14 protein-coding genes are annotated in these 21434 nt (G+C 61.3%); 9 read left to right on the top strand and 5 right to left on the bottom strand.

Annotation, left to right across the window (positions count from 1 at the left end; all coding sequences use genetic code 11):
- Nucleotides 1-69: 69 nt before the first annotated feature.
- On the top strand, nt 70-1005 hold the full coding sequence (locus tag AB8B31_RS21615; protein ID WP_018244147.1) for a flagellin N-terminal helical domain-containing protein: 936 nt from the start codon (nt 70-72) through the stop codon (nt 1003-1005).
- A gap of 79 nt (nt 1006-1084) precedes the next feature.
- Here AB8B31_RS21615 and AB8B31_RS21610 read toward each other — a convergent pair whose 3' ends face one another.
- Nucleotides 1085-1789: a DUF1013 domain-containing protein gene (locus AB8B31_RS21610; RefSeq protein ID WP_007632151.1), complete on the bottom strand. Its 705-nt coding sequence runs from the start codon at nt 1787-1789 to the stop codon at nt 1085-1087.
- A gap of 232 nt (nt 1790-2021) precedes the next feature.
- Between AB8B31_RS21610 and acs the strand changes: the two genes are divergently transcribed.
- On the top strand, nt 2022-3977 hold the full coding sequence (gene acs / locus AB8B31_RS21605) for an acetate--CoA ligase (RefSeq protein WP_047622470.1): 1956 nt from the start codon (nt 2022-2024) through the stop codon (nt 3975-3977).
- 96 nt (nt 3978-4073) lie between these two features.
- On the opposite strand, the gene AB8B31_RS21600 is transcribed toward acs, so the two are convergent.
- The gene (locus AB8B31_RS21600) at nt 4074-4298 is read right to left on the bottom strand and encodes a DUF1674 domain-containing protein (RefSeq protein WP_018448393.1); all 225 of its coding nucleotides are present in this window, start codon (nt 4296-4298) and stop codon (nt 4074-4076) included.
- Between the two features lie 110 nt (nt 4299-4408).
- Here AB8B31_RS21600 and htpX point away from each other — a divergent pair, with 110 nt between their 5' ends.
- The 4 genes from htpX (at nt 4409) to purH (ending at nt 10463) form a co-directional block, all read left to right on the top strand.
- The gene (htpX, locus tag AB8B31_RS21595; RefSeq protein WP_018448392.1) at nt 4409-5371 is read left to right on the top strand and encodes a zinc metalloprotease HtpX; all 963 of its coding nucleotides are present in this window, start codon (nt 4409-4411) and stop codon (nt 5369-5371) included.
- Nucleotides 5362-6750, top strand: coding sequence for an RsmB/NOP family class I SAM-dependent RNA methyltransferase (locus AB8B31_RS21590; RefSeq protein ID WP_131605741.1), 1389 nt, complete (start codon nt 5362-5364; stop codon nt 6748-6750). Before htpX ends, AB8B31_RS21590 begins: the two co-directional genes overlap by 10 nt.
- 216 nt (nt 6751-6966) lie before the next feature.
- Complete coding sequence (locus AB8B31_RS21585; RefSeq protein ID WP_018244142.1) at nt 6967-8640, top strand: heparinase II/III family protein; 1674 nt, start codon at nt 6967-6969, stop codon at nt 8638-8640.
- A gap of 206 nt (nt 8641-8846) precedes the next feature.
- Nucleotides 8847-10463 (top strand): bifunctional phosphoribosylaminoimidazolecarboxamide formyltransferase/IMP cyclohydrolase, encoded by a 1617-nt coding sequence (purH, locus tag AB8B31_RS21580; protein WP_018244141.1) that lies wholly within the window; start codon nt 8847-8849, stop codon nt 10461-10463.
- Between the two features lie 140 nt (nt 10464-10603).
- On the opposite strand, the gene AB8B31_RS21575 is transcribed toward purH, so the two are convergent.
- Both AB8B31_RS21575 and AB8B31_RS21570 read right to left on the bottom strand, forming a co-directional pair.
- Nucleotides 10604-11992: an MFS transporter gene (locus AB8B31_RS21575; RefSeq protein ID WP_018448388.1), complete on the bottom strand. Its 1389-nt coding sequence runs from the start codon at nt 11990-11992 to the stop codon at nt 10604-10606.
- Between the two features lie 27 nt (nt 11993-12019).
- Nucleotides 12020-16795 (bottom strand): NAD-glutamate dehydrogenase, encoded by a 4776-nt coding sequence (locus AB8B31_RS21570; RefSeq protein ID WP_131605740.1) that lies wholly within the window; start codon nt 16793-16795, stop codon nt 12020-12022.
- Between the two features lie 276 nt (nt 16796-17071).
- Between AB8B31_RS21570 and pdxY the strand changes: the two genes are divergently transcribed.
- From pdxY to AB8B31_RS21555, 3 genes are all read left to right on the top strand, one after another.
- Nucleotides 17072-17947: a pyridoxal kinase PdxY gene (gene pdxY, locus AB8B31_RS21565; RefSeq protein WP_026188562.1), complete on the top strand. Its 876-nt coding sequence runs from the start codon at nt 17072-17074 to the stop codon at nt 17945-17947.
- A 71-nt stretch (nt 17948-18018) separates the two neighbouring features.
- A complete protein-coding gene (locus tag AB8B31_RS21560) occupies nt 18019-18660 on the top strand; it encodes a carbonic anhydrase (RefSeq protein WP_018244137.1) in 642 nt (213 codons plus the stop codon).
- 96 nt (nt 18661-18756) lie between these two features.
- Nucleotides 18757-20376, top strand: a complete 1620-nt coding sequence (locus AB8B31_RS21555; RefSeq protein WP_131605739.1) for a GGDEF domain-containing protein — start codon at nt 18757-18759, stop codon at nt 20374-20376.
- 68 nt (nt 20377-20444) lie between these two features.
- Here the strand turns inward: AB8B31_RS21555 and AB8B31_RS21550 are convergent, their stop codons facing one another.
- Nucleotides 20445-21266: a lytic murein transglycosylase gene (locus AB8B31_RS21550; RefSeq protein ID WP_026188561.1), complete on the bottom strand. Its 822-nt coding sequence runs from the start codon at nt 21264-21266 to the stop codon at nt 20445-20447.
- Between the last annotated feature and the right edge of the window lie 168 nt (nt 21267-21434).

The raw sequence follows: 21434 nt of genomic DNA, 5'->3' as shown, positions 1-21434 counted from the left end.
TTGCATGACGCGGTCGCCGTTACCGGCCTAGTCCGGATTGCCCCTTTCTCAACGATTGTGGAACGGATCATGACAAGCATCCTTACCAACAACGCTGCCATGGCAGCGCTGCAGACTTTGCGCGGCGTAAACGATAGCCTCAAGGACACCCAGGGTCGCGTTTCATCGGGTTATCGTGTCGAAAAGGCGGCTGACAATGCCGCTTACTGGTCGATTGCTACGACCATGCGTTCTGACAACAAGGCGCTTTCGGCCGTCTCCGACGCGCTCGGTCTCGGCGCGGCCAAGGTCGACACGGCCTATTCGGCCATGGACAGCGCGCTCGATGTCGTCAGCGACATCAAGGCCAAGATCGTCGCCGCCACGGAAAAGGGCGTCGACAAGACGAAGATCCAGCAAGAACTCGACCAGCTGCAGGAGCAGCTGCTCAGCATCGCACAATCGGCGTCCTTCTCCGGCGAAAACTGGGTTGCCGGCGCCTCCGGCACGAAGAGCGTCGTTTCGTCCTTCGTCCGCGACGGCAGCAATGCTGTCTCCGTCAAGATGACGGACTACGTGCTCGATTCAGGCTCGCTTGGAAACGTGCTTTTCGGCATGACGAGCACCGGTGCAATCGAGACATCAAGCGGCATCATCGGCACGGCCTTCAACGGAACCTATGGCGGCACCGTCATCGTCATGGCGTCAATATATGATCTCGACATCACCGGTTTCACCCAGGGTCAGCTTGACGCAGCCCTGACCGGTGTCGAACTGGTTCTCGGCGCTATGACCGCCGCGGGCTCGGCATTGGGCTCGATCTCGACCCGTATTCAGCTGCAGGAAACTTTCGTCAGCGGCCTTCACGATTCGATCGACTCCGGCGTCGGCCGCCTGGTCGATGCCGATATGGAAGAGGAATCAAGCAAGCTCTCGGCGTTGCAAACGCAGCAGCAGCTCGCCGTCCAGTCGCTCTCGATCGCCAACAGTTCGGCGCAGAACATTCTCACCCTGTTCCGCAGCTAATTCGAAACAGGCAATTCGCAATAAAAAACCCCGCCGGTCAGCTCATACCGGCGGGGTTTTTCATGAAATCGCTGATATCTCAGTACTGATCGTCGTCCTCGTCCTTCGGGGCCGAGCGCAGCGAACTCAGCTTGCGGAAGACGGCATCGGCGTCGATTTCCTTTTCCTTTTCCTCCTCGCGCTCGTAGCTCGGGGTCAGGCGCTCGGTCTCCTGTGCCGATTGCAGCGTCGCGCCAAGCTCGGCGGCGGTCGGCAGCGGACGGCCCTTGGAGGCCTTTTCCACTTCCATGTCGAGATCGATCTGGCTGCAGAGGCCGAGCGTTACTGGATCCATCGGCGCCAGGTTGGCGGAGTTCCAGTGGGTGCGCTCGCGGATTTGCTCGATGGTCGACTTGGTCGTGCCGACCAGGCGGGAAATCTGCGCGTCCTTCAGCTCCGGATGGTTGCGAACGAGCCAGAGAATGGCGTTCGGGCGGTCCTGGCGCTTGGAAACCGGCGTATAACGCGGACCACGGCGCTTGGATTCCGGCACGCGCACCTTCGGTTCGGAAAGCTTCAGCTTGTGGTTCGGATTGGCCTCGGCGCGGGCAATCTCGTCGCGGGAAAGCTGTCCTGTCGAGATCGGGTCGAGGCCCTTGATGCCCTGCGCCGCTTCGCCGTCGGCGATCGCCTTGACTTCGAGCGGATGCAGTTTGCAGAACTGCGCGATCTGATCGAAAGACAGTGCCGTATTGTCGACGAGCCAGATGGCGGTCGCCTTCGGCATGAGCAGTGTTTGAGCCATGGATATAGTCCTTCTATCGTCCGCGCCGGTCGCGGTCCGTGGATTGTCACCACAATGTCCGGGAAATATGCCGCTATATAACCGCACTGTCGCATAATTGCAATTCTTCCGAAATGAAATGACCTTTGTCTAATTGCCGTGGCGATGCGAACTGCTATGAATTGCCGTGATTTCAAGTCCGGGCCCTTCCTAGCTCACGCGGCCCGTCGCATGTCCCATGAGGAGGAGTTGCATGTCCGAGAAGATCTATCCGGTCACGAAGCCGGTGAAGGCGCGCGCCCTGATCGATAAGGAAAAGTACCTGAAATGGTACGAGGAAAGCGTCGAGAACCCGGACAAGTTCTGGGGCAAGCACGGCAAGCGGATCGACTGGTTCAAGCCCTATACCAAGGTCAAGAACACTTCCTTTACCGGCAAGGTTTCGATCAAGTGGTTCGAGGACGGTCAGACGAACGTCTCCTACAACTGCATCGACCGTCATCTGAAAACGAATGGCGACCAAGTGGCGATCATCTGGGAGGGCGACAACCCCTATATCGACAAGAAGGTCACCTATAACGAGCTCTACGAGCATGTCTGCCGGATGGCGAACGTGTTGAAGAAGCACGGCGTCAAGAAGGGCGATCGCGTCACCATCTACATGCCGATGATCCCGGAAGCGGCCTATGCGATGCTTGCCTGCGCCCGCATCGGGGCGGTGCATTCGGTCGTCTTCGGCGGCTTCTCGCCGGAGGCGCTGGCGGGGCGCATCGTCGACTGCGAATCCACCTTCGTCATCACCTGCGACGAAGGCGTGCGCGGCGGCAAGCCGGTGCCGCTGAAGGACAATACCGATACGGCGATCGATATCGCCGCTCGACAGCATGTCAGGGTCAGCAAGGTGCTGGTCGTTCGCCGCACCGGCGGCAAGACCGGCTGGGCGCCGGGCCGCGATCTCTGGCATCATCAGGAGATCGCCACGGTGAAGGCGGAATGCCCGCCGGTGAAGATGAAGGCGGAAGATCCGCTCTTCATTCTTTATACGTCAGGCTCGACCGGCAAGCCGAAGGGCGTGCTGCATACGACGGGCGGTTACCTCGTCTATGCGGCGATGACGCATGAATATGTCTTCGACTATCACGACGGTGACGTCTACTGGTGTACGGCAGATGTCGGCTGGGTCACCGGCCACTCCTATATCGTTTACGGGCCGCTCGCGAACTGCGCGACGACGCTGATGTTCGAGGGCGTGCCGAATTTCCCGGATCAGGGCCGTTTCTGGGAAGTCATCGACAAGCATAAGGTCAACATCTTCTACACTGCGCCGACGGCAATCCGCTCGCTGATGGGTGCCGGTGACGAATTCGTCACGCGCTCCACGCGTTCTTCGCTGCGCCTGCTCGGCACGGTCGGCGAACCGATCAATCCCGAGGCCTGGGAGTGGTATTACAATGTCGTCGGCGACAAGCGCTGCCCTGTCATCGATACGTGGTGGCAGACGGAAACCGGCGGCCATATGATCACGCCGCTGCCTGGCGCCACCGATCTGAAACCCGGTTCGGCGACGACCCCGTTCTTCGGCATCAAGCCGCAGCTGGTCGACAATGAGGGCAAGGTGCTGGAAGGCCCGGCCGACGGCAATCTCTGCATCACCGACAGCTGGCCAGGTCAGATGCGCACGGTCTATGGCGATCACGAGCGCTTCATTCAGACCTATTTCTCCACCTACAAGGGCAAGTATTTCACCGGCGACGGCTGCCGGCGCGATGCGGACGGGTATTATTGGATCACCGGCCGCGTCGACGACGTGCTGAACGTCTCTGGCCACCGGCTCGGTACGGCAGAGGTGGAATCCGCGCTTGTCTCTCACAACCTGGTTTCGGAAGCCGCAGTCGTCGGTTATCCGCATCCGATCAAGGGCCAGGGCATTTATTGCTACGTGACGCTGATGTCCGGTCACGAGGGATCGGATACGCTTCGCCAGGAACTGGTGAAACATGTTCGTGCTGAAATCGGCCCGATCGCCGCGCCTGACAAGATCCAGTTTGCGCCCGGCCTGCCGAAGACCCGCTCCGGCAAGATCATGCGCCGCATCCTGCGCAAGATCGCCGAAGACGATTTCGGTGCTCTCGGCGACACCTCCACACTTGCCGATCCGGCCGTCGTCGACGATCTGATCGCCAACCGGCAAAACAAGGCCACCGTCTGACATATCGAGCCGCTCCGGCCCGCCCGGAGCGGCTCGCTCGTTAGTTAGCCGGATTCTCGGCTATTCCGATCGTAAGACGCCAATTGGAATATTGACTTAGAAATCAATCGCTCGGCCATTGATTTCGTAATCGCCGAAGCGCGCCGGCTCGGCTCCGCCGCGGCCGCCGATCTCCGGCGGTAGTTCCAGCGGCTTCTGGCTCTTTCGCCGCTCCTCGGCTTCGGCAAGGGCGCGTCTGGCAGCCGGGGACAGCATCTTACGCGGTGGCTCCGTTCCCTCGGCCATCGGCGTTTCGCTATTGTCGTTATCGGCGTCCTGCATGGCCGTCTCCTGCCGGAAATATTGAAAATGGCTGGTGAATAACCAAATCATAATGCGCCGGTGCCGGGATTAAAAGCTTGTGACGCCGAAATCGGAGATGGAGATCCGCAATGAACCTCGTTCGCACTGCCATGTTGCTTGCCTTCATGACGGCGCTTTTCATGTTTGTCGGCTTCCTGATCGGCGGTCGGGCCGGCATGATGATCGCATTCGTCATTGCCGCCGGCATGAATTTCTTCTCCTACTGGAATTCCGACCGGATGGTGCTTTCGGCCTATCGCGCGCAGGAGGTCGACGAGCGCAATGCGCCGGAATTCTTCCGGATCGTGCGCGATCTCGCCCGCAATGCCGGCCTGCCGATGCCGAAGGTCTATCTCTACGACAGCCCGCAGCCGAATGCCTTCGCCACCGGCCGCAATCCCGATAACTCAGCCGTCGCCGCCTCGACCGGCCTGCTCAGCGCCTTGTCTCCCGAGGAAGTCGCAGGCGTGATGGCGCACGAACTAGCGCACATTCAGAACCGCGACACGCTGACGATGACGATCACGGCAACGCTTGCCGGCGCGATCTCTATGCTCGGCAACTTCGCCTTCTTCTTCGGCGGCAACCGTGAGAACAACAACAATCCCCTCGGCTTCGTCGGCGTCATCGTCGCGATGATCGTGGCGCCGCTCGCTGCCATGCTGGTGCAGATGGCGATCAGCCGCACGCGCGAATATTCGGCAGACCGCCGCGGCGCCGAGATCTGCGGCAATCCGCTCTGGCTCGCTTCGGCGCTCGGCAAGATCGCGCGCGGCGCTGCTCACGTGCCGAACGAAGATGCCGAGCGCAACCCGGCGACGGCGCATATGTTCATCATCAATCCACTGTCCGGCGAGCGCATGGACAATCTGTTTTCCACCCATCCGAATACGGAAAACCGCATCGCTGCGCTGCACGACATGGCGCAAGGCGGCATGAATGTCTCGACGTCGCCGGCTCGTACTGCTAATCCGTCGCGCAAATCGCGCTCTGTTCCGGATACGGGCCTCGGTCGCGGTGGTTCGCAACCGCCAAAAGGTCCGTGGTCTTGAATTCAGACGGCACGAAGAAGCCATTCCGCAAGCATAAGCCCTCCACTGAGCGATCTGCGCCTGATAAGCCAGGCTTGCAGGCCCGGGCAGCGGCGGCAAAAATTCTTGCAGCCGTCGTCGACCGCAAGCTGCCGCTCGACGGCGCTCTCGATCATGAACACGGCAATCCAGCCTATAGGGCGCTCGGCGAAAGCGACCGGGCGCTCGTCCGCGCCATCCTGAACACGACGCTGCGCCATCTGCCGCGCATCGATGCCGCGATTGCCGCGTTGCTGGATTCGCCGCTGCCGGAGGGGGCAAGGGCGCTGCATCACGTGCTCGCCATCGGGGCGGCGCAGATCCTCTATCTCGATGTGCCGGATCATTCGGCTGTCGATCTTGCCGTCGAGCAGGCCAATCTGGATCCACGCAATCGCCGTTTCGCCAAGCTCGTCAATGCCATCCTCCGCCGGCTCGGCCGCGAGAAGGAGCAGGTGCTTGATGCGATCGGCAAGGTCGCGCCGATGCCGGCCTGGTTCATCGCCAGGTTGGAAAAGGCCTATGGCCGGGACGCGGCGCTGGCGATTTCGGAATCCCAGCTCGAACCGGCCGCAATCGATCTGACCGTCAAGTCCGACCCGGAAGGCTGGGCGAAGCGGCTTACCGGCGTCGTCCTGCCCACGGGCGGCGTGCGGCTCGCCGCCTTCGACGGCGGCATTCCTTCGCTCGAAGGCTTCGATGAGGGCGCGTGGTGGGTGCAGGATGCGGCAGCAAGCATCCCGGCCAAGCTGTTCGGCGATCTCTCCGGCAAACGCACCGCCGATCTCTGTGCTGCGCCCGGCGGCAAGACGGCGCAGCTCATCCTGGCCGGCGGCGCAGTCACCGCACTCGACCAGTCGGAAAGCCGGCTGAGACGGCTGCGCTCGAATCTCGACCGGCTCGGCCTCAAGGCGGAGACGATTGCGGCAGACCTGACGACATTCGAGCCGGCGGAACGCTTCGATGCGATCCTGCTCGACGCTCCCTGCTCTTCCACCGGCACGACACGCCGGCACCCTGACGTGTTGTGGACCAAGGGGCCTGAGGATATCGCCCGGCTGGCGGCGCTGCAGGAGCGGTTGCTGCGTCATGCGCTGACATTGCTGCAGCCGGGCGGCACACTGGTTTTTTCGAATTGTTCGCTCGATCCTGTCGAGGGTGAGGAAGTCGTCGCCCGTGTTCTTTCCGATACGGATGCGGTCGAGCGCGTTCCGATCGGCGCCGGCGACTGGCCCGGCCTTGAGGCGGCGATTACGCCGCTCGGCGAATTCCGTACGCTTCCCACCATGCTGAAAATGCCTGATGGCATCGGCTCCGGCCTCGACGGCTTCTATGCGGTTGTGCTGCGGCGCGTGGCCTGATTGCAAGGCTTGAGCGCGCGCGGCGAGCCTGCATTATACGAGGTGCTTCATAGCCTCGGGTCACGCATGCCCTTTTCCAAAACCGTCCCCACGATTTCAGGCGAAACGCGTTAATTTGCGTATATTCGAACCTTGTCACGAATTAATTCATTGTGGACGATGAAATCGGCCGCTTTTCACCTATTCTTAACCACGAGGGTCAATAGACAATAGAATATGCAGTCCGGTCGGCGTTTTGCGAGCATGTATGTTCGGGAGGCTTGGCGGCGCGCCTTGCGCCGCGTCGCGTTGCTGCGCCTGAAGCTCTTTCGTCATTCGATCAAGGTGCCCGAGCGTCTGATCGTCGCGCCGACCGATCTCCGCAGCATCGATCCACATGTGGCCGACGAAATCCTCAACGGACGGTTTCTCCTGGCCGGGCGCATGCTGGAAACGAACGGAAAGTCGCCCTTCACCTTCACCCTGCCCTCGCGCCCCTTCGCGACGCGTCTTCACAGCTTCGGCTGGCTGCGGCATATGCGGGCGAACAAGACGGAGCGTAGTTCGGCTGCGGCCCGCGCGATCGTCGACAGCTGGCTTTCCATCCATGCCGGTCGCATGGAGGGGATTGCCTGGGAGATCGACGTCACCGCCCAACGCGTTATCGCCTGGCTGTCGCATTCGCCGGTGGTGCTGCAGAACGCCGACCGCGGCTTCTATCGCCGCTTCATGAAGTCGCTGGCGTTCCAGGTGAGGTTCCTGCACCGCATGGCGCCGTTCACCCTCGGCGGGTTGGAGCTGTTTCGGCTGCGTATCGCGCTCGCCATGGCCTCCGTCGCCATGCCGGCGCGCGCCTCCACGCTGAGAAGGGCGGCGCAGGCACTCGACCGCGAATTCGATAGCCAGATTCTATCAGATGGCGGCCATGTCTCGCGCAATCCGCGCGTCGGGCTGGAATTGCTGCTCGATCTGCTGCCGCTCAGGCAGACCTATGTCAATCTCGGCCATGACCTGCCGCAGAAGCTGATCTCCGGCATAGACCGGATGTATCCGGCATTGCGGTTCTTTCGCCATCAGGACGGAGACCTTGCGCTGTTCAACGGGGCAACCTCGACGCTCGCAAACGAGCTGATGTCGGTGCTGCGATATGACGAGACCGCCGGCCAGCCGTTCAAGGCTTTGCCGCAGTCGCGCTATCAGCGGCTTTCCGGGGGAAAGACGGTGATTATTGCCGATACCGGCACGCCGCCTTCGGGAGGCGCACTTCGGACCGTGCATGCCGGCAGCCTCTCCTTCGAGATGTCGTCCGGCCGTCATCGCTTCATCGTCAATTCCGGTTCGCCGAAATTTGCCGGGCATCGTTATGTCCAGATGGCGCGCACGACGGCGGCGCATTCCACCGTCATCCTCAACGACACGTCGTCCAGCCGTTTTTCGCCCTCACCCTTCCTTAGTCACGCCATCACCGAACCGGTGAGAACCATCACTGTCGAGCGCGCCGAAACCGAGGACGGACGCGACGGCATCAAGCTCAGCCATGACGGCTATCTCAGGGTGTTCGGGGTGCTGCACGAGCGTGAGCTGACACTCAATGCCGCAGGCTCGATCGTGACAGGCCGCGACCGGCTCGTTGTCCGCGAAGGATATGAGCATGACGAACCTCTGAAGGCTGTCGCCCGTTTTCATATCCATCCCTCGATCGTCCTGCATCAGAGTGACGGGGAGTCCGTGCTGCTGACAGCGCCGGACGGCGAAAGCTGGCTGTTTTCGGCGCCCGGCAATGAGGTGCTGATCGCTGAGGACATCTTCTTTGCCGACAGCTCCGGCATCTGCGGTTCGGACCAGATCGAAATCGACTTCGATCTTGCCGAAAAGACGGAAATCCGCTGGTTCCTATCTCGTAAAAGCTAGAGGCGGAGGATTTTAGGCCGAGTGGCCAAAGATTGGGATCGCATCCACAGCAAGGAAGCAAGGTATGATGCCATCCAAAAATGGCTCGTGCTTTTCGTCATCTGCTCTGACGCCTGTTTGCGCGGCGGCAAACCTGTGCTAACGCGGCGCCAGCATGCGAACATCCCTTGCGGATGTCCTCCCGAAGCCCGAACGGAGAAGGTTTCATGGCCGTCATTTCCAAGAAGATCCCCGCCCCCGACAAGGTCGAAATCAAGACCGCGCTCATCTCCGTCTTCGACAAGACCGGGATCGTCGAACTCGCCCACGCCTTGTCTGCCAGAGGTGTGCGCCTGCTTTCGACCGGCGGCACCTATAAAGCGATCGCTGCGGCCGGTCTTGCCGTCACCGATGTCTCCGAAATCACCGGTTTTCCCGAGATCATGGACGGACGCGTCAAGACGTTGCACCCAATGGTGCATGGCGGCCTGCTGGCGATCCGTGACGACGGCGAACACCAGGATGCGATGAAAACACACGGCATCGAGGGCATCGACCTCGCCGTCATCAACCTCTATCCCTTCGAGGAGGTGCGCGCGGCCGGCGGCGACTATCCGACGACGGTCGAGAATATCGACATCGGCGGTCCGGCGATGATCCGCGCATCGGCCAAGAACCATGCCTATGTGACGACCTTGACCGATCCGGCCGATTATGCCGAGCTGCTGGAGCAGCTTTCCGCAGATGACGGCAAGACCGCCTATGCCTTCCGCCAGCGTATGGCCGCCAAGGCCTATGCCCGCACCGCCGCCTATGATGCAATGATCTCCAACTGGTTCGCTGAGGCGCTGTCGATCGACACGCCGCGTCACCGGGTGATCGGCGGCGCGCTGAAGGAAGAGATGCGCTACGGCGAAAACCCGCATCAGAAGGCTGCCTTCTATGTGACCGGCGAGAAGCGTCCGGGTGTTTCGACGGCCGCTCTTCTCCAGGGCAAGCAGCTCTCCTACAACAACATCAACGATACGGATGCCGCCTACGAACTCGTCGCCGAGTTCCTGCCTGAGAAGGCGCCGGCCTGCGCGATCATCAAGCACGCCAATCCCTGCGGCGTCGCCACCGGATCCAGCCTGGTCGAGGCCTATCAGCGGGCGCTCGCCTGCGATTCCGTTTCCGCCTTCGGCGGCATTATCGCGCTCAACCGGACGCTGGATGCCGAAACGGCTGAGGAGATCGTCAAGCTCTTCACCGAAGTGATCATCGCGCCCGATGTCACGGAAGAGGCAAAGGCGATCGTCGCCCGTAAGCCGAACCTGCGGCTATTGTCCGCTGGTGGCCTGCCCGATCCGCGTGCGGCGGGCCTGACGGCGAAGACCGTTTCCGGCGGCCTGCTCGTCCAGAGCCGCGACAACGGCATGGTCGAGGATCTGGAACTCAAGGTCGTCACCAAACGCGCGCCGACGGCACGGGAACTTGATGACATGAAGTTTGCCTTCAAGGTCGGCAAACATGTGAAATCGAATGCCGTGGTCTATGCCAAGGACGGCCAGACCGCCGGTATCGGCGCCGGCCAGATGAGCCGCGTCGATTCCGCCCGCATCGCCGCGCTGAAGGCCGAAGAGGCAGCCAAGGCGCTTGGCCTTGCAGTGCCGATGACACACGGCTCGGCGGTCGCCTCCGAGGCCTTCCTGCCTTTTGCCGACGGTCTTCTGTCGATGATCGCCGCAGGGGCGACAGCGGTTATCCAGCCGGGCGGCTCGATGCGCGACCAGGAAGTCATCGATGCCGCCAACGAACACGGCGTCGCAATGGTCTTTACCGGCATGCGCCATTTCCGGCACTGAGTGATTGCGACTGCATAATTCCTTTAAATCGAAATCGATTTAAGGATGAAATTATGCAGCAACTCAAAGTGCTACAGCGTCCTTTGCGCGTCTTAAAAGACGCGCGGCGCTGTAGCCGCCGGCCAGGGCAGAGCTGATTGCTATGCCCGATCGGCCGGATAGGGTGTGCGGAACAAGAGCACCAGTCCGCCGGCAAGAAACAGGATCAGCGTTGCCATCCCGAGCCGCGGTGATCCGCTCATATAGGTCATCAGCGAGAAGAGCAGCGTCGCCATGAAACTCGTGGCGCGGCCCGAAAGTGCATAGATGCCGAAGTAGCGGCCGGCTTCCTCCGGACTGACGCTGCGGGCGAGATAGGAGCGCGACGAGGCTTGCACCGGCCCGAAGGCGAGCCCGATCAGCAGACCGTAAAGGATATAGGCCTTTTCCGCCGCAGTACCGAAAAGGCCGCCGGAATCGGCGGTCGGCAGCGGCATCAGTCCGAACAGGGTGTAACCCGGTCCTGTCGAGATGATGCCGATGGTGGCGAGAAGCAGCATGGTGAGGCTGATGACGACAGTCACCTTCGAACCGACGCTCTTATCGACGCGGCCGGCGATCAGGCAGCCGAAGATCGCGACTACATTTAGGATGATACCGTAGATACCGATCTCGATCGTCGCCCAGCCGAACATGCCGGCCGCGAAGATACCACCAAGGATCAGCAGGCCGTTGACGCCGTCTTGATAGATCATGCGGGCGATGAGGAATGTCAGGATGCCGCGGCGTTCTCTGAGTTCGCCAAGCGTGTTTCTGAGTTCTCGCAAGCCGGAGCGGACGGCGATGCCGAAGGGAAGACCCCTGCCGACGTCCGGCGTGAAGAAGAACATCGGCAGGATGAAGATCAGATACCAGACGGCCGAGATCGGCCCGGTGATACGTGCATCCTGGCCGGTCTCAGGATTAAGACCGAATAGCGGATCGAGACCGAGGATGGTCTTGCCGGTCTCGGGGCTCGCCGCCAAAAGCGTCACGACGGCAATGAGCACGATTATGCCGCCGAGGTAACCGAGCCCCCAGGCGGTGTTGGAGAGCTTGCCGACCTCGTGCTTGCCGACCAGGCGCGGCATCATCGAATCGTTGAAGACGATCGAGAACTCAGCCGAGATCGAGGCGAGGATCATGAAAATGACGGGATAGACAACAGGCGAACCGGGGGCTGCGAACCACAGGCAGAAGAGGCTGGCGATCTTGATGATCGCGAAGAAGCCGATCCAGGGTTTGCGTGCGCCGGACTGGTCGGCGATCGAGCCGAGGACGGGTGAGAGCAGGGCGATGATCACCGAGGAGATCGTCGCCATATTGCTCCACGTCGTCTGCGCGGAAACCGGGTCATCGGTCAGGCGGGACACGAAATAGGGTCCGAAGATAAAGGTTGTGACCACGGTGAAGAAGGGTTGTGCTGCCCAATCGAAGAACATCCACCCCCAGATGCCCTTCTCCGTGGCCTTCGGCGGTTGCGTTCCTGTCCAGTCAATGCGATTCAACATCCGCTCCTTCTTTTGACGCGGACTGTCTCACCTCGCCCGGTCGCGCGCAAGATCGGTCAGGATACCTGCAGCAACGGTAATACGCGCAAGATTGGGATCGCCGCCGTCGCTGAGGGTTGAAAGCTCCTCGAGGATGCGGTTGATGCGGATGCGATCCTGCGCGTGCCAGGCTTGAACCGGAAGCTTTTCCTTGCCGTGATCGGAAAGGGCCGAGATGACGATGTCGCGCCTTGCGCTGGCGATCTGGTCGATGCTGCGGGCAAGCGCCAAATTCTCGTAATGGTCCGAGGTGAGGATCCGCCCGCCAGCCGCCAGCAATCTGCCGATACGGAAGGTCTGCGACACCGCGAAGTAGTTTTCGGCGGCGCGCACCAGGGGCTCGCCGGTGCGTTCGGCAATCTGCATGATCTCAGGCACCAGCGCGAAGCTCTGCAGGTTGGCGATCTCGGCCGCGAGTTTCTCGGGCACGCCCGCCTGGCTATATTCCGCTTGGCGCGGGGCGGCATCGCCGGCCGACTGTTCGGCGAAGGCTGGCTTCAGTTTCTTCAGAGCGGCCTGCAGCCGGCTAATCACTTCTGCCATATCCGCCTTGGTCATGCCGGTCTTCAAGAGCAGCCGCGTCAGAACGGTAAAGCTATGGCTGATCTCCTCGTAGATCCGGTTCTGCATATCGCCGGAAACCTTGCCGTCGAGAGCGTCGGTTTCGGCCCAGAGCCGGGTCAGGTCGAAACCGTCGCGGGCAACGATTGCGGCGCGCACCACTTCCGGTGCCGAAGCTGCCGTCGCGTCCATCATGGCGACGGTGAAGCTTGGTCCGCCACGGTTGATCGCTTCGTTGGCAAGCACGGTCGCGACGATTTCGCGCTTCAGGCGGTGAGTGGTGATATCTCCGGCATTCGACTTCTGCATCTTCACAGGGAAATAATTCAAAAGCGTCGCGATGAAATAGGGATCGTCCGGCAGATCGCTTGCGGCCAGCGCGTCGAAGAGCACGATCTTGGCATAAGATACCAGCACACCGATTTCCGGCCGCGTCAGCGGCTTGCCGGCCGTATAGCGTTCGGCCAGGGTCTGGTCGTCCGGCAGCGTCTCGACCTTGCGGTTCAGCTGGCCGGCGCCCTCGAGCACAGTCATGAAGCGGCCGAGCTGCAGACCGTTTGCCGTGCCCTTGCGTTCGGTCAGTGAGATCGCCAGGGACTGCAGGTAGTTGTTGCGCAGCACCAGGGTCGCCACTTCGCCGGTCATCGAAGAAAGAAGCTGGTCGCGTTTTGCGCGCGTCAGGCGCCCGTCATGCATGGCGGCTGCCAACGCGATCTTGATGTTGACCTCGACGTCCGAGGTGTTGACGCCGGCCGAGTTGTCGATGGCGTCGGAGTTGCAGCGCCCGCCCTTCAGACCGTAGGCGATGCGGCCCTTCTGGGTAACGCCGAGGTTTGCGCCTTCGCCGATCACCTTGGCACGCACTTCCACCGCGGTGATGCGGATCGGGTCGTTGGCGCGGTCGCCGACTTCGGTGTCGGTTTCGGACGGCGCTTTCACATAGGTGCCGATGCCGCCGAACCAGAGCAGGTCGACCGGGCTCTTCAGGATCGCCATCATGATCTCGAAGGGCGTGGCTACGGCCTTGTCGATGCCGATCGCGGCAACCGCTTCCGGCGTCAGCGTGACCGATTTCGCGGCGCGGGAAATGATCATCGCACCCTTCGACAGCACGCTCTTGTCGAAATCCTGCCAGCTTGAACGCGGCAGGTCGAAGAGCCGCTGGCGTTCGGCCAGCGTCTTTTCCATATCGGGGTCGGGATCGATGATGATGTCGCGGTGATCGAAGGCTGATATGAGCCGGATTTTGGGAGAGAGCAGCATGCCGTTGCCGAAGACGTCGCCCGACATGTCGCCGACGCCGGCGACGGTGAAGGGCGTCGTCTGGATATCGGTGTCCATTTCTCGGAAATGGCGTTTCACGGTTTCCCAGGCGCCGCGGGCAGTGATGCCCATCTTCTTATGGTCGTAACCGGCCGAGCCGCCGGAGGCAAAGGCGTCGTCCAGCCAGAAGCCGGCTTCCTGCGCCAAGGCATTGGCGGTGTCGGAGAAGGTCGCAGTGCCCTTGTCGGCGGCGACGACGAAATAGGGGTCATCACCATCGAGCCTGACCGTATCCTTCGGCGGCACGATATCGGCGCCCGATATATTATCGGTGATCGAAAGCAGCGTGCGGATGTAGGTCTTGTAAGCTTCACGGCCGGCATTGAAGATCTCGTCGCGGCTGCCGCCGACAGGAAGCTTCTTCGGATAAAAACCACCCTTGGCGCCGACCGGCACGATCACCGCGTTCTTGACCTGCTGGGCCTTGACGAGGCCGAGCACTTCGGTGCGGTAATCCTCGGCGCGATCCGACCAGCGAAGGCCGCCGCGCGCCACCTTGCCGAAGCGCAGGTGAACGCCTTCGACCTCGACGCCATAGACGAACATCTCGCGGAAGGGTTTCGGCTGCGGCAATCCGTCCACCAGATGCGGATCGAGCTTGAAGGCCAGCATCGGCTTCGGCGAGCCGTCCGGGTTCTTCTGGAAATAATTGGTGCGCAGCGTCGCATCGACGATATTGACGTAGCGGCGCAGGATGCGATCGTCGTCAAGGCTCGGCACGTTTGCAAGCTCGGTCTCGATCGCCTGATGCAATTCGGCAAGCTTCTTCACGCGAGCCTTCTCCGAAAGCCTGGTGTCGAGCGTGTCATGGAAGAGACGGAAGATAGCAGCGGCGACACCGGGATATTTGTCGAGAGTCGTCGCGATATAATCCTGCGAATAGGCGATGCCGGCCTGCCGGAGATAACGCGCATAGGCGCGCAGAACATTCGTCTCGCGCGCCGAGAGCCCGGCCGAAAGGATCAGCCGGTTGAAGCTGTCATTGTCGATCGTGCCGGCGAAGGCGGCGACGAAGGCTTCCTCGAGGGCGGCGCCGTAACGCTGCAAGTCGATTTCGCCGCCGTTGCGGGCCTCGAGCTCCATGTCGTGCAACACGACGAGTTTGGTTTCTCCATCAGCGGCAGGCACCCCGATGTCGAAGGTGCGTTCGCTGACGACATTGAAGCCGAGATTCTCGAGGAGCGGCACTCGGCGCGACAGCGCCAGCTGGCCGCCGGCGTGAAAGATCTTCAAGGAAAGGGTGCGTCCCTGTTCCTCCTGGCGATGGTAGAACTGGATGCGAAGCGGCTCGCCGGCGGCGCAGGCGCCGATATCGGCGAGGTCGGCCACGGTTTCCTCCGGGGTGAAGGAATCCTGGAAGGCTTGGTCGACGGATATCTTCGGCGCCTTGGCCCCGGCCAACGCCTCGAAACGGTCGTCCCAGCGGGCCGTGATTTCGCGGATCGCCTGCTCGAGCTTTGCCTGCGGAATGCGCGGCGTCTTGCCGCCCGAGCGGCCGATGATGAAATGCACGCGCGCCACGCCCCCTTCCGGGAAAGCCGGGTAATAGGCAGAGACACGGCCGTCATAAACAGTCTTCAGATAGGTGCCGATCCGTTCGCGTACGATCGAGTCATATTCCTCGCGCGGCACGTAGATGATCACCGAGACGAAGCGGTCGAAATGGTCGATTCGCGGCAGGACGCGCACGCGCGGCCGATCGGCCAAGTCATTGATCTGTTCAGCAAAACTTGCAAGTAGCGTCGTGTCGATCTGGAAAAGGTCGTCGCGCGGATAGGACTCAAGCGTGTTGTCGAGCATGCGGCCGGAATGGCTCATCGGGTCGAAGCCGAAATGTTCCTTCACCTTCTCGATCTTGGAACGTAGCAGCGGGATTTCGGAGGCGAGCGAGGTATAGGCCGTCGAGGTGAAGAGGCCGACGATGCGCAGTTCGCCGGTGACGTTGCCCTCAGCGTCGAAGCGCTTGACGCCGACGTAGTCCATATAGGCCCGGCGATGGACGATCGATTTCACATTCGCCTTGGTGACGATCAGGAAGTCGGGGCCGTCGAGGAAGGCAAGGATCTCAGGCGTTGTCGTTACGGCGTCCTTGCCGGTGCGCAGCACCAATACATCGGGATTGGAAAGGATGCCGAGGCCAGCACCCTTGTCGCGCTCGACCTTGGCATTGCTCCCCTTGCCGGAATAGACATATTCCCGCATGCCGAGGAACGTGAAATTTTCATCGCGCAGCCAGGTCAGGAAAGCGACGGCTTCGTCGCGATCGGCCTTCTTCCGGCTGGCGCCATTGGCCGCAAGCTCTGCGATCACTCCGTCAATCTTGGAAAGCATCGGCTTCCAGTCGGAAACCGACAGGCGGACCTGTTCGAGCACTTTTTCGATGCGTTTGACGAGATCGGCGGCCTGGGCGGAATTGAGGGGCGCAATATGAAGCTGGATATGGCTGACGCGGTTGGCCGGATCGCTTGGGTGATCGGCGGAATAAAGCGCCGGCGCCTTGCCCTTCTCCATGATCAGGATGGGATGCACGGCCATGAACAGGTCGCGATAGGTGCTCGTCACTTCGCCCATGACCGATTCAAAAAGAAAAGGCATGTTCTGGTCGGTGACCGAAAGCACCGAGACCGCGATGCCGTCAGGCGTCACATCGGCAATGGTGTCGATGCCGACACGAGGCACCTTACCGTTCCAGGCGGCGAGCTCCTTTGCCGAATGCACGGCGGAGAGTGCCAGCATCTCCGGCGTGTAGAGTTCGAGATCGTCATTGCTTGCCCGGCCGAAGAGAATTTCCGGATCGAGATGCGCGTCACCCGTCGCCTTGGCGATCTTGCGCGCGCTTTCGATCTGCTTTTCCCGTTTCGGATTGTTTCTGGCAGCCATGGATCGCCTCCCTCAATGTCTGATTTTTCGCAAGCTAGCAGAAGATTCTTCGAAAAAATCTCTAAAAGAGCGGACCGAAGGATTGTTTTGATGCTTTTTTGGCGCTGGAAATGAGAAATTGTAAGAGATTTTCCGCTTTCGTCGCCAAACGAAAGGGAAAGTCCCGTCTCCCGGTTTTTCGTCCCGGCGAACATTTCCACGCTCGCATGAAGAATGGTTGACAGCGTGGCGTCAAAAAGATCATCAAACGCGGTCATCATTCGGATCTTGGGTATCATGTCGGAAAATGCAGCGGGCGCAGTCATCGTCATTTCCAGCCATGTGGTGCGTGGCTCGGTCGGAAACCGGGCAGCCGTCTTTGCATTGGAGACGCTCGGTCATCCGGTCTGGGCCATGCCGACCATCGTGCTGCCCTGGCATCCCGGCCACGGCCGCTCGACGCGGCTGACTTTTGCGGAAACGGATTTCGACGCGGCGATCGACGATCTGATCCGCGCGCCCTGGATCGGCGAAGTCAAGGCGGTGCTTTCGGGCTATTTCGGCAATGCCGCCCAGGCGCGCTCCGTCGCTCGGCTGATCGGTGCGCTCCGGCAAAACAATCCCGAGCTGCTCTATGTCTGCGATCCCGTCATGGGCGATCTCGGCGGCCTTTACGTGCCGGAAGCAACTGCAGAGGCTATTCGCGATCATCTCATTCCGCTTGCCTCGCTCGCGACGCCGAACCGGTACGAGCTTGCATGGCTTTCGGGGGCGGCCCTCGAAGACAACAGTACGATCATGGAGGCGGCGCTCGCGCTCGGACCATCGCGCATGCTCGTCACTTCAGCCGTGCCGATGATGGCGGGCGGTACCGGCAATCTTTATCTTTCCGGTCGCCACGCGCTTCTTGCCGAGCACCGTGTCGTCGAAAACCCGCCGAATGGTCTCGGCGACCTGCTCGCCGCCGTCTTCCTGTCGCGCCTGCTTTCCGGGCTCGAGGACGAAAAGGCGCTGCAGCTTGCCACCGCCAGCGTCTTCGAGGTGCTTGCGCGGGCCGTCAAGCGCGGCAGCAACGAGTTGATGCTGGCAAGCGATGCTTCCAGCCTTTCAACGCCGATGGCCATGGTGCAGATGCGCCGGCTCGTGCACCCGGCGCAGCGGCGGAAAAAGTGACGCATCTGCCAATATGTTCATTTTGCGGTGCAGCAGTTGATCTTGTCGTCCGCGCGCGCTAATCCAGAAGCATGCAGCGTTTTCCAAACCCTCTTCTGGACGGCTATCGCAACTTCATGAACGGGCGCTATTCCGACGCCCGCGACAGGTATCGGCAGCTTGCCGAAAACGGTCAAAGTCCCCATACGCTTGTCATTGCCTGTTCGGATTCTCGCGCGGCACCGGAGCTGATCTTCGATGCCGGCCCGGGCGAGCTCTTCGTCATCCGCAACGTCGCCAACATGGTGCCGCCCTACGAGCCGGATGGCCATTTTCATTCGACGTCGGCCGCACTCGAATTTGCCGTGCAGGTGCTGAAGGTCTCGGATATCGTCGTGATGGGTCACGGCCGCTGCGGTGGCATCCGCGCTGCGCTCGATCCGAATGCCGAGCCATTGTCGCCCGGTGACTTCATCGGCCGCTGGATGTCGCTGGTCAAACCTGCCGCCGAGCAGATCCAGAGCAACGACGTGATGACGGCCGCCGAGCGGCAGACGGCGCTGGAGCGTGTCTCCATCCGCAATTCAATCAACAATCTCAGAAGCTTCCCCGATATCAAGGCTCTCGAGGAGGCGGGAAACCTTCATCTCCACGGCGCCTGGTTCGACATTTCTACCGGTGAACTGTGGGTCATGGACGCCGAGACACGCGACTTCATTCGTCCCGAAATCTAGGGACATGCCAGTTTATCACTTTTTTAAGGATTGTTGTTAAGCTCGCCGTCAATTGGTCGGGTACGACCGAGGTTTTGATCACCGTGGCGATTGGCGATGAAGTTCGAAACCATCAAAAAGGTTATCCTGGCCGCTATCATGCTGCCCTTCGTCTTCATGCTCATCGAAGGCGTCGTCGTCATACGTTCTTCGGTCACACAATACAGGAACCTTGAAAAGGACCGGCAGTTCGCCGATGTGCTTGCCCGTGGCGGGTCCATCGCCGCCACCGAGATCCTGAGTGAAATCGGCGCCACCCGCCGCTACCTCGCACGTCCAAACAGCCGGACTGCCGCCGACATGTTGCAAAGCCGGGTGACGCTCGATCGGGAGCGCCGCGCTTTTTATGCCAGCCTGCCCTCCCGCGATGCGCTCGACGAGGGGCTCGTCGGCGAATTATCGATTCTCAGCCTTGCCTACAGCCGCATCATCGCTGCGCGCAGCGCCGTCGACCAGGGGCGTTATACCGGCAGCGATCCCGGTTCCATCTACTGGTATGCGGCTCTCAAGCAGCTTGCTGTCGTCGATGCGCTCTCACCGCTGATCAGCGATCCGGTGCTGCTTGAGAAATCCAACCAGCTGATGGGCATCCTGCTCACCTATTACGGCGAAAGGCTAATTACCGGCGTTGGCACCCGCTACCTCGATCACGGTGTTTCCGCCAGATTGCCGGTAGAGCTCTTCGTGCAGGGCAAGGTCATGCTCGGCGAGGGCATGGATCATATGGTCTTCCATTCCTCCGCGCCGATCGTGCGCGACATCGTTGCCTATCTCGGCCGCAGCAACCAGGTGAAGGCGAATGCGATCACCGATGCCATTCTCGCCGGATCGCGGCCGACAGGCGCCGTGCATGACGTCTGGGCCGCTGCGCAGAGCGAACGCATGACCTTCCTGCAGCAGAAGATGATCGAGGCCGCAAAAGATATTCACGAGACCGGCGAAAATCTTTCCATGCGCTCGCACATTCACCTGACGCGGATCCTGGCGCTGTGTGCCGGCCTGCTGATTCTCGCCACATTGGTGATGGTGCTGGCGGCAAAGGGGCTGCGGCTGATCGACCGGCTGACGCAGGATAGGGAGGCGCTGGTGGGCGAGTTGCGTAGCGCCGCCCAGACCGATCTTCTGACCGGTCTTTACAACAGGCGCGGCTTCGAGGTCGCTGCATCTGCGCTTCTCACACAGGCCGAGCATGGATCACGCTGGATTTCCGTTGTGCTCTTCGACCTCGATCATTTCAAAAAGATCAACGATATCAACGGGCATGACGCCGGCGATGCCGTACTCCGGCAGGTCGCGGGCGTTGCACGTGAGAATTTTCGTTCCTTCGATCTCTTGGTGCGCCATGGCGGCGAGGAGTTCCTGGCGCTTCTGCCGGATTCGACGCCTGACGATGCCGCAATCGTTGCCGAGCGCGTGCGGCTGGCAATCGAGGCGGCGGAAATCCCGCTGCCGAGCGGCGATGTTCTCAAGGTGACGGCGAGTTTCGGGTGCGCCGGACGGCCAAATGAAGCCTCCAACCGGAACTTCGAGGATCTGGTCAAACGTGCCGATCTGGCGCTTTATGCCGCCAAGGCCTCCGGCCGCAACTGCGTCATCTCGGGACCGACCCTGCCGGCCCCGGCCCAGGAGGAGCGACGCAAGGCGGCGTCGGGCGGCGGCTTTGATTTCCGCAAATGAAAAACGCCGCATGTCGCAGCGGCGTTTTCGGGTATGGGTGTCGATGAAGGCTTATCTACCGAGAAGGCCTACCTGCCGTCGATCTCCTGGCCGATATAGGCGATCGCCTGCTGGTAGACGCTGGCGGCGTTCCAGCCCTGGATGGCGACGAAATTGGGCTCTCCAGGCTGATAGCCGGCGCCGGCGCGCCAGCCATGGCCCTTGAGGAAATTCGCTGTCGAGGCTAGCGCGTCGGCGCGGGAACCGACCATGTCGACGCGGCCGTCGCCGTCGCCGTCGGCGCCGAAGCGCACGACATTGCGCGGCAGAAACTGCGTCTGGCCGATTTCACCATGGGCGGCACCCTTGGCCTGAGGGCTCAGATACCCCTCGGAGACGAGTTGGAGCGCGGCATAGAGCTGGTCGGTGAAATATTCAGAACGGCGGCAGTCATAGGCCAGGGTCGAAACAGCCGATAGCGTATGCTGGTTGCCCATATAGCTGCCAAAACCGGTCTCCATGCCCCAGATCGCAATTAGCGGGCCGGCCGGAACGCCGAAACGACGCTCTATCGAGGCAAAAAGCGCCTGGTTGGCGGCCTTCATGCTGCGGCCGCGGGAGATGACCGTGGCGCCGCCGCGTTTCTGCATGAAAGCGTCGAAGGAGAGCTTGAAGCTCTTCTGGCCGCGGTCGGCGGCGATCGTCGGCTTGTTGTAATTGACGTTGGCGAAGGCGCGGTCGAGGACCGAGCGGCTGACGCCGTTTGCCGCCGCTTCCTGCTTGAAATCGGCGACCCAGGCAGTGAAGCCGCTGCTATTATTGCCGCATTGGGCGCTCTGGGCCGCTGCCGGCAGCGCGTGGAGAACGCCGGCTGCCGTAAACGCCGCCAGAAGGAATGTTGTCATGCGCATGAGGAACCCCGCTCCGGTCTGCTGAAGCGCGCCGCGGCCGATCGGGACCATGCGACGCGCTTTAAATCTTCGTTCTGTTCATGTCGTTGCCCCAAAACCGCTACACGGTCTCGGGCGGCATAGCTTGGCTTGACGCCGGGCAGAATGCCAGCCGAAGGCGATTTTGTC

It is taken from the genome of Rhizobium sp. 62_C5_N11_2, assembly GCF_051811185.1.
GTDB lineage: Bacteria > Pseudomonadota > Alphaproteobacteria > Rhizobiales > Rhizobiaceae > Rhizobium > Rhizobium leguminosarum.
Note: the sequence above shows the minus strand (reverse complement) of the source record. Positions and strands in the feature narration are given on the sequence as shown.

Excerpts from the sequence above, each read along its gene's own strand:
- pdxY (WP_026188562.1), top strand. The coding sequence starts at position 17,072 with ATGTCGGAAAATGCAGCGGGCGCAGTCATCGTCATTTCCAGCCATGTG.
- AB8B31_RS21570 (WP_131605740.1), bottom strand. The coding sequence starts at position 16,795 with ATGGCTGCCAGAAACAATCCGAAACGGGAAAAGCAGATCGAAAGCGCG.
- AB8B31_RS21585 (WP_018244142.1), top strand. The coding sequence starts at position 6,967 with ATGCAGTCCGGTCGGCGTTTTGCGAGCATGTATGTTCGGGAGGCTTGG.
- AB8B31_RS21560 (WP_018244137.1), top strand. The coding sequence starts at position 18,019 with ATGCAGCGTTTTCCAAACCCTCTTCTGGACGGCTATCGCAACTTCATG.
- purH (WP_018244141.1), top strand. The coding sequence starts at position 8,847 with ATGGCCGTCATTTCCAAGAAGATCCCCGCCCCCGACAAGGTCGAAATC.
- AB8B31_RS21610 (WP_007632151.1), bottom strand. The coding sequence starts at position 1,789 with ATGGCTCAAACACTGCTCATGCCGAAGGCGACCGCCATCTGGCTCGTC.
- acs (WP_047622470.1), top strand. The coding sequence starts at position 2,022 with ATGTCCGAGAAGATCTATCCGGTCACGAAGCCGGTGAAGGCGCGCGCC.
- AB8B31_RS21575 (WP_018448388.1), bottom strand. The coding sequence starts at position 11,992 with ATGTTGAATCGCATTGACTGGACAGGAACGCAACCGCCGAAGGCCACG.
- AB8B31_RS21550 (WP_026188561.1), bottom strand. The coding sequence starts at position 21,266 with ATGCGCATGACAACATTCCTTCTGGCGGCGTTTACGGCAGCCGGCGTT.
- htpX (WP_018448392.1), top strand. The coding sequence starts at position 4,409 with ATGAACCTCGTTCGCACTGCCATGTTGCTTGCCTTCATGACGGCGCTT.
- AB8B31_RS21555 (WP_131605739.1), top strand. The coding sequence starts at position 18,757 with ATGAAGTTCGAAACCATCAAAAAGGTTATCCTGGCCGCTATCATGCTG.
- AB8B31_RS21615 (WP_018244147.1), top strand. The coding sequence starts at position 70 with ATGACAAGCATCCTTACCAACAACGCTGCCATGGCAGCGCTGCAGACT.
- AB8B31_RS21600 (WP_018448393.1), bottom strand. The coding sequence starts at position 4,298 with ATGCAGGACGCCGATAACGACAATAGCGAAACGCCGATGGCCGAGGGA.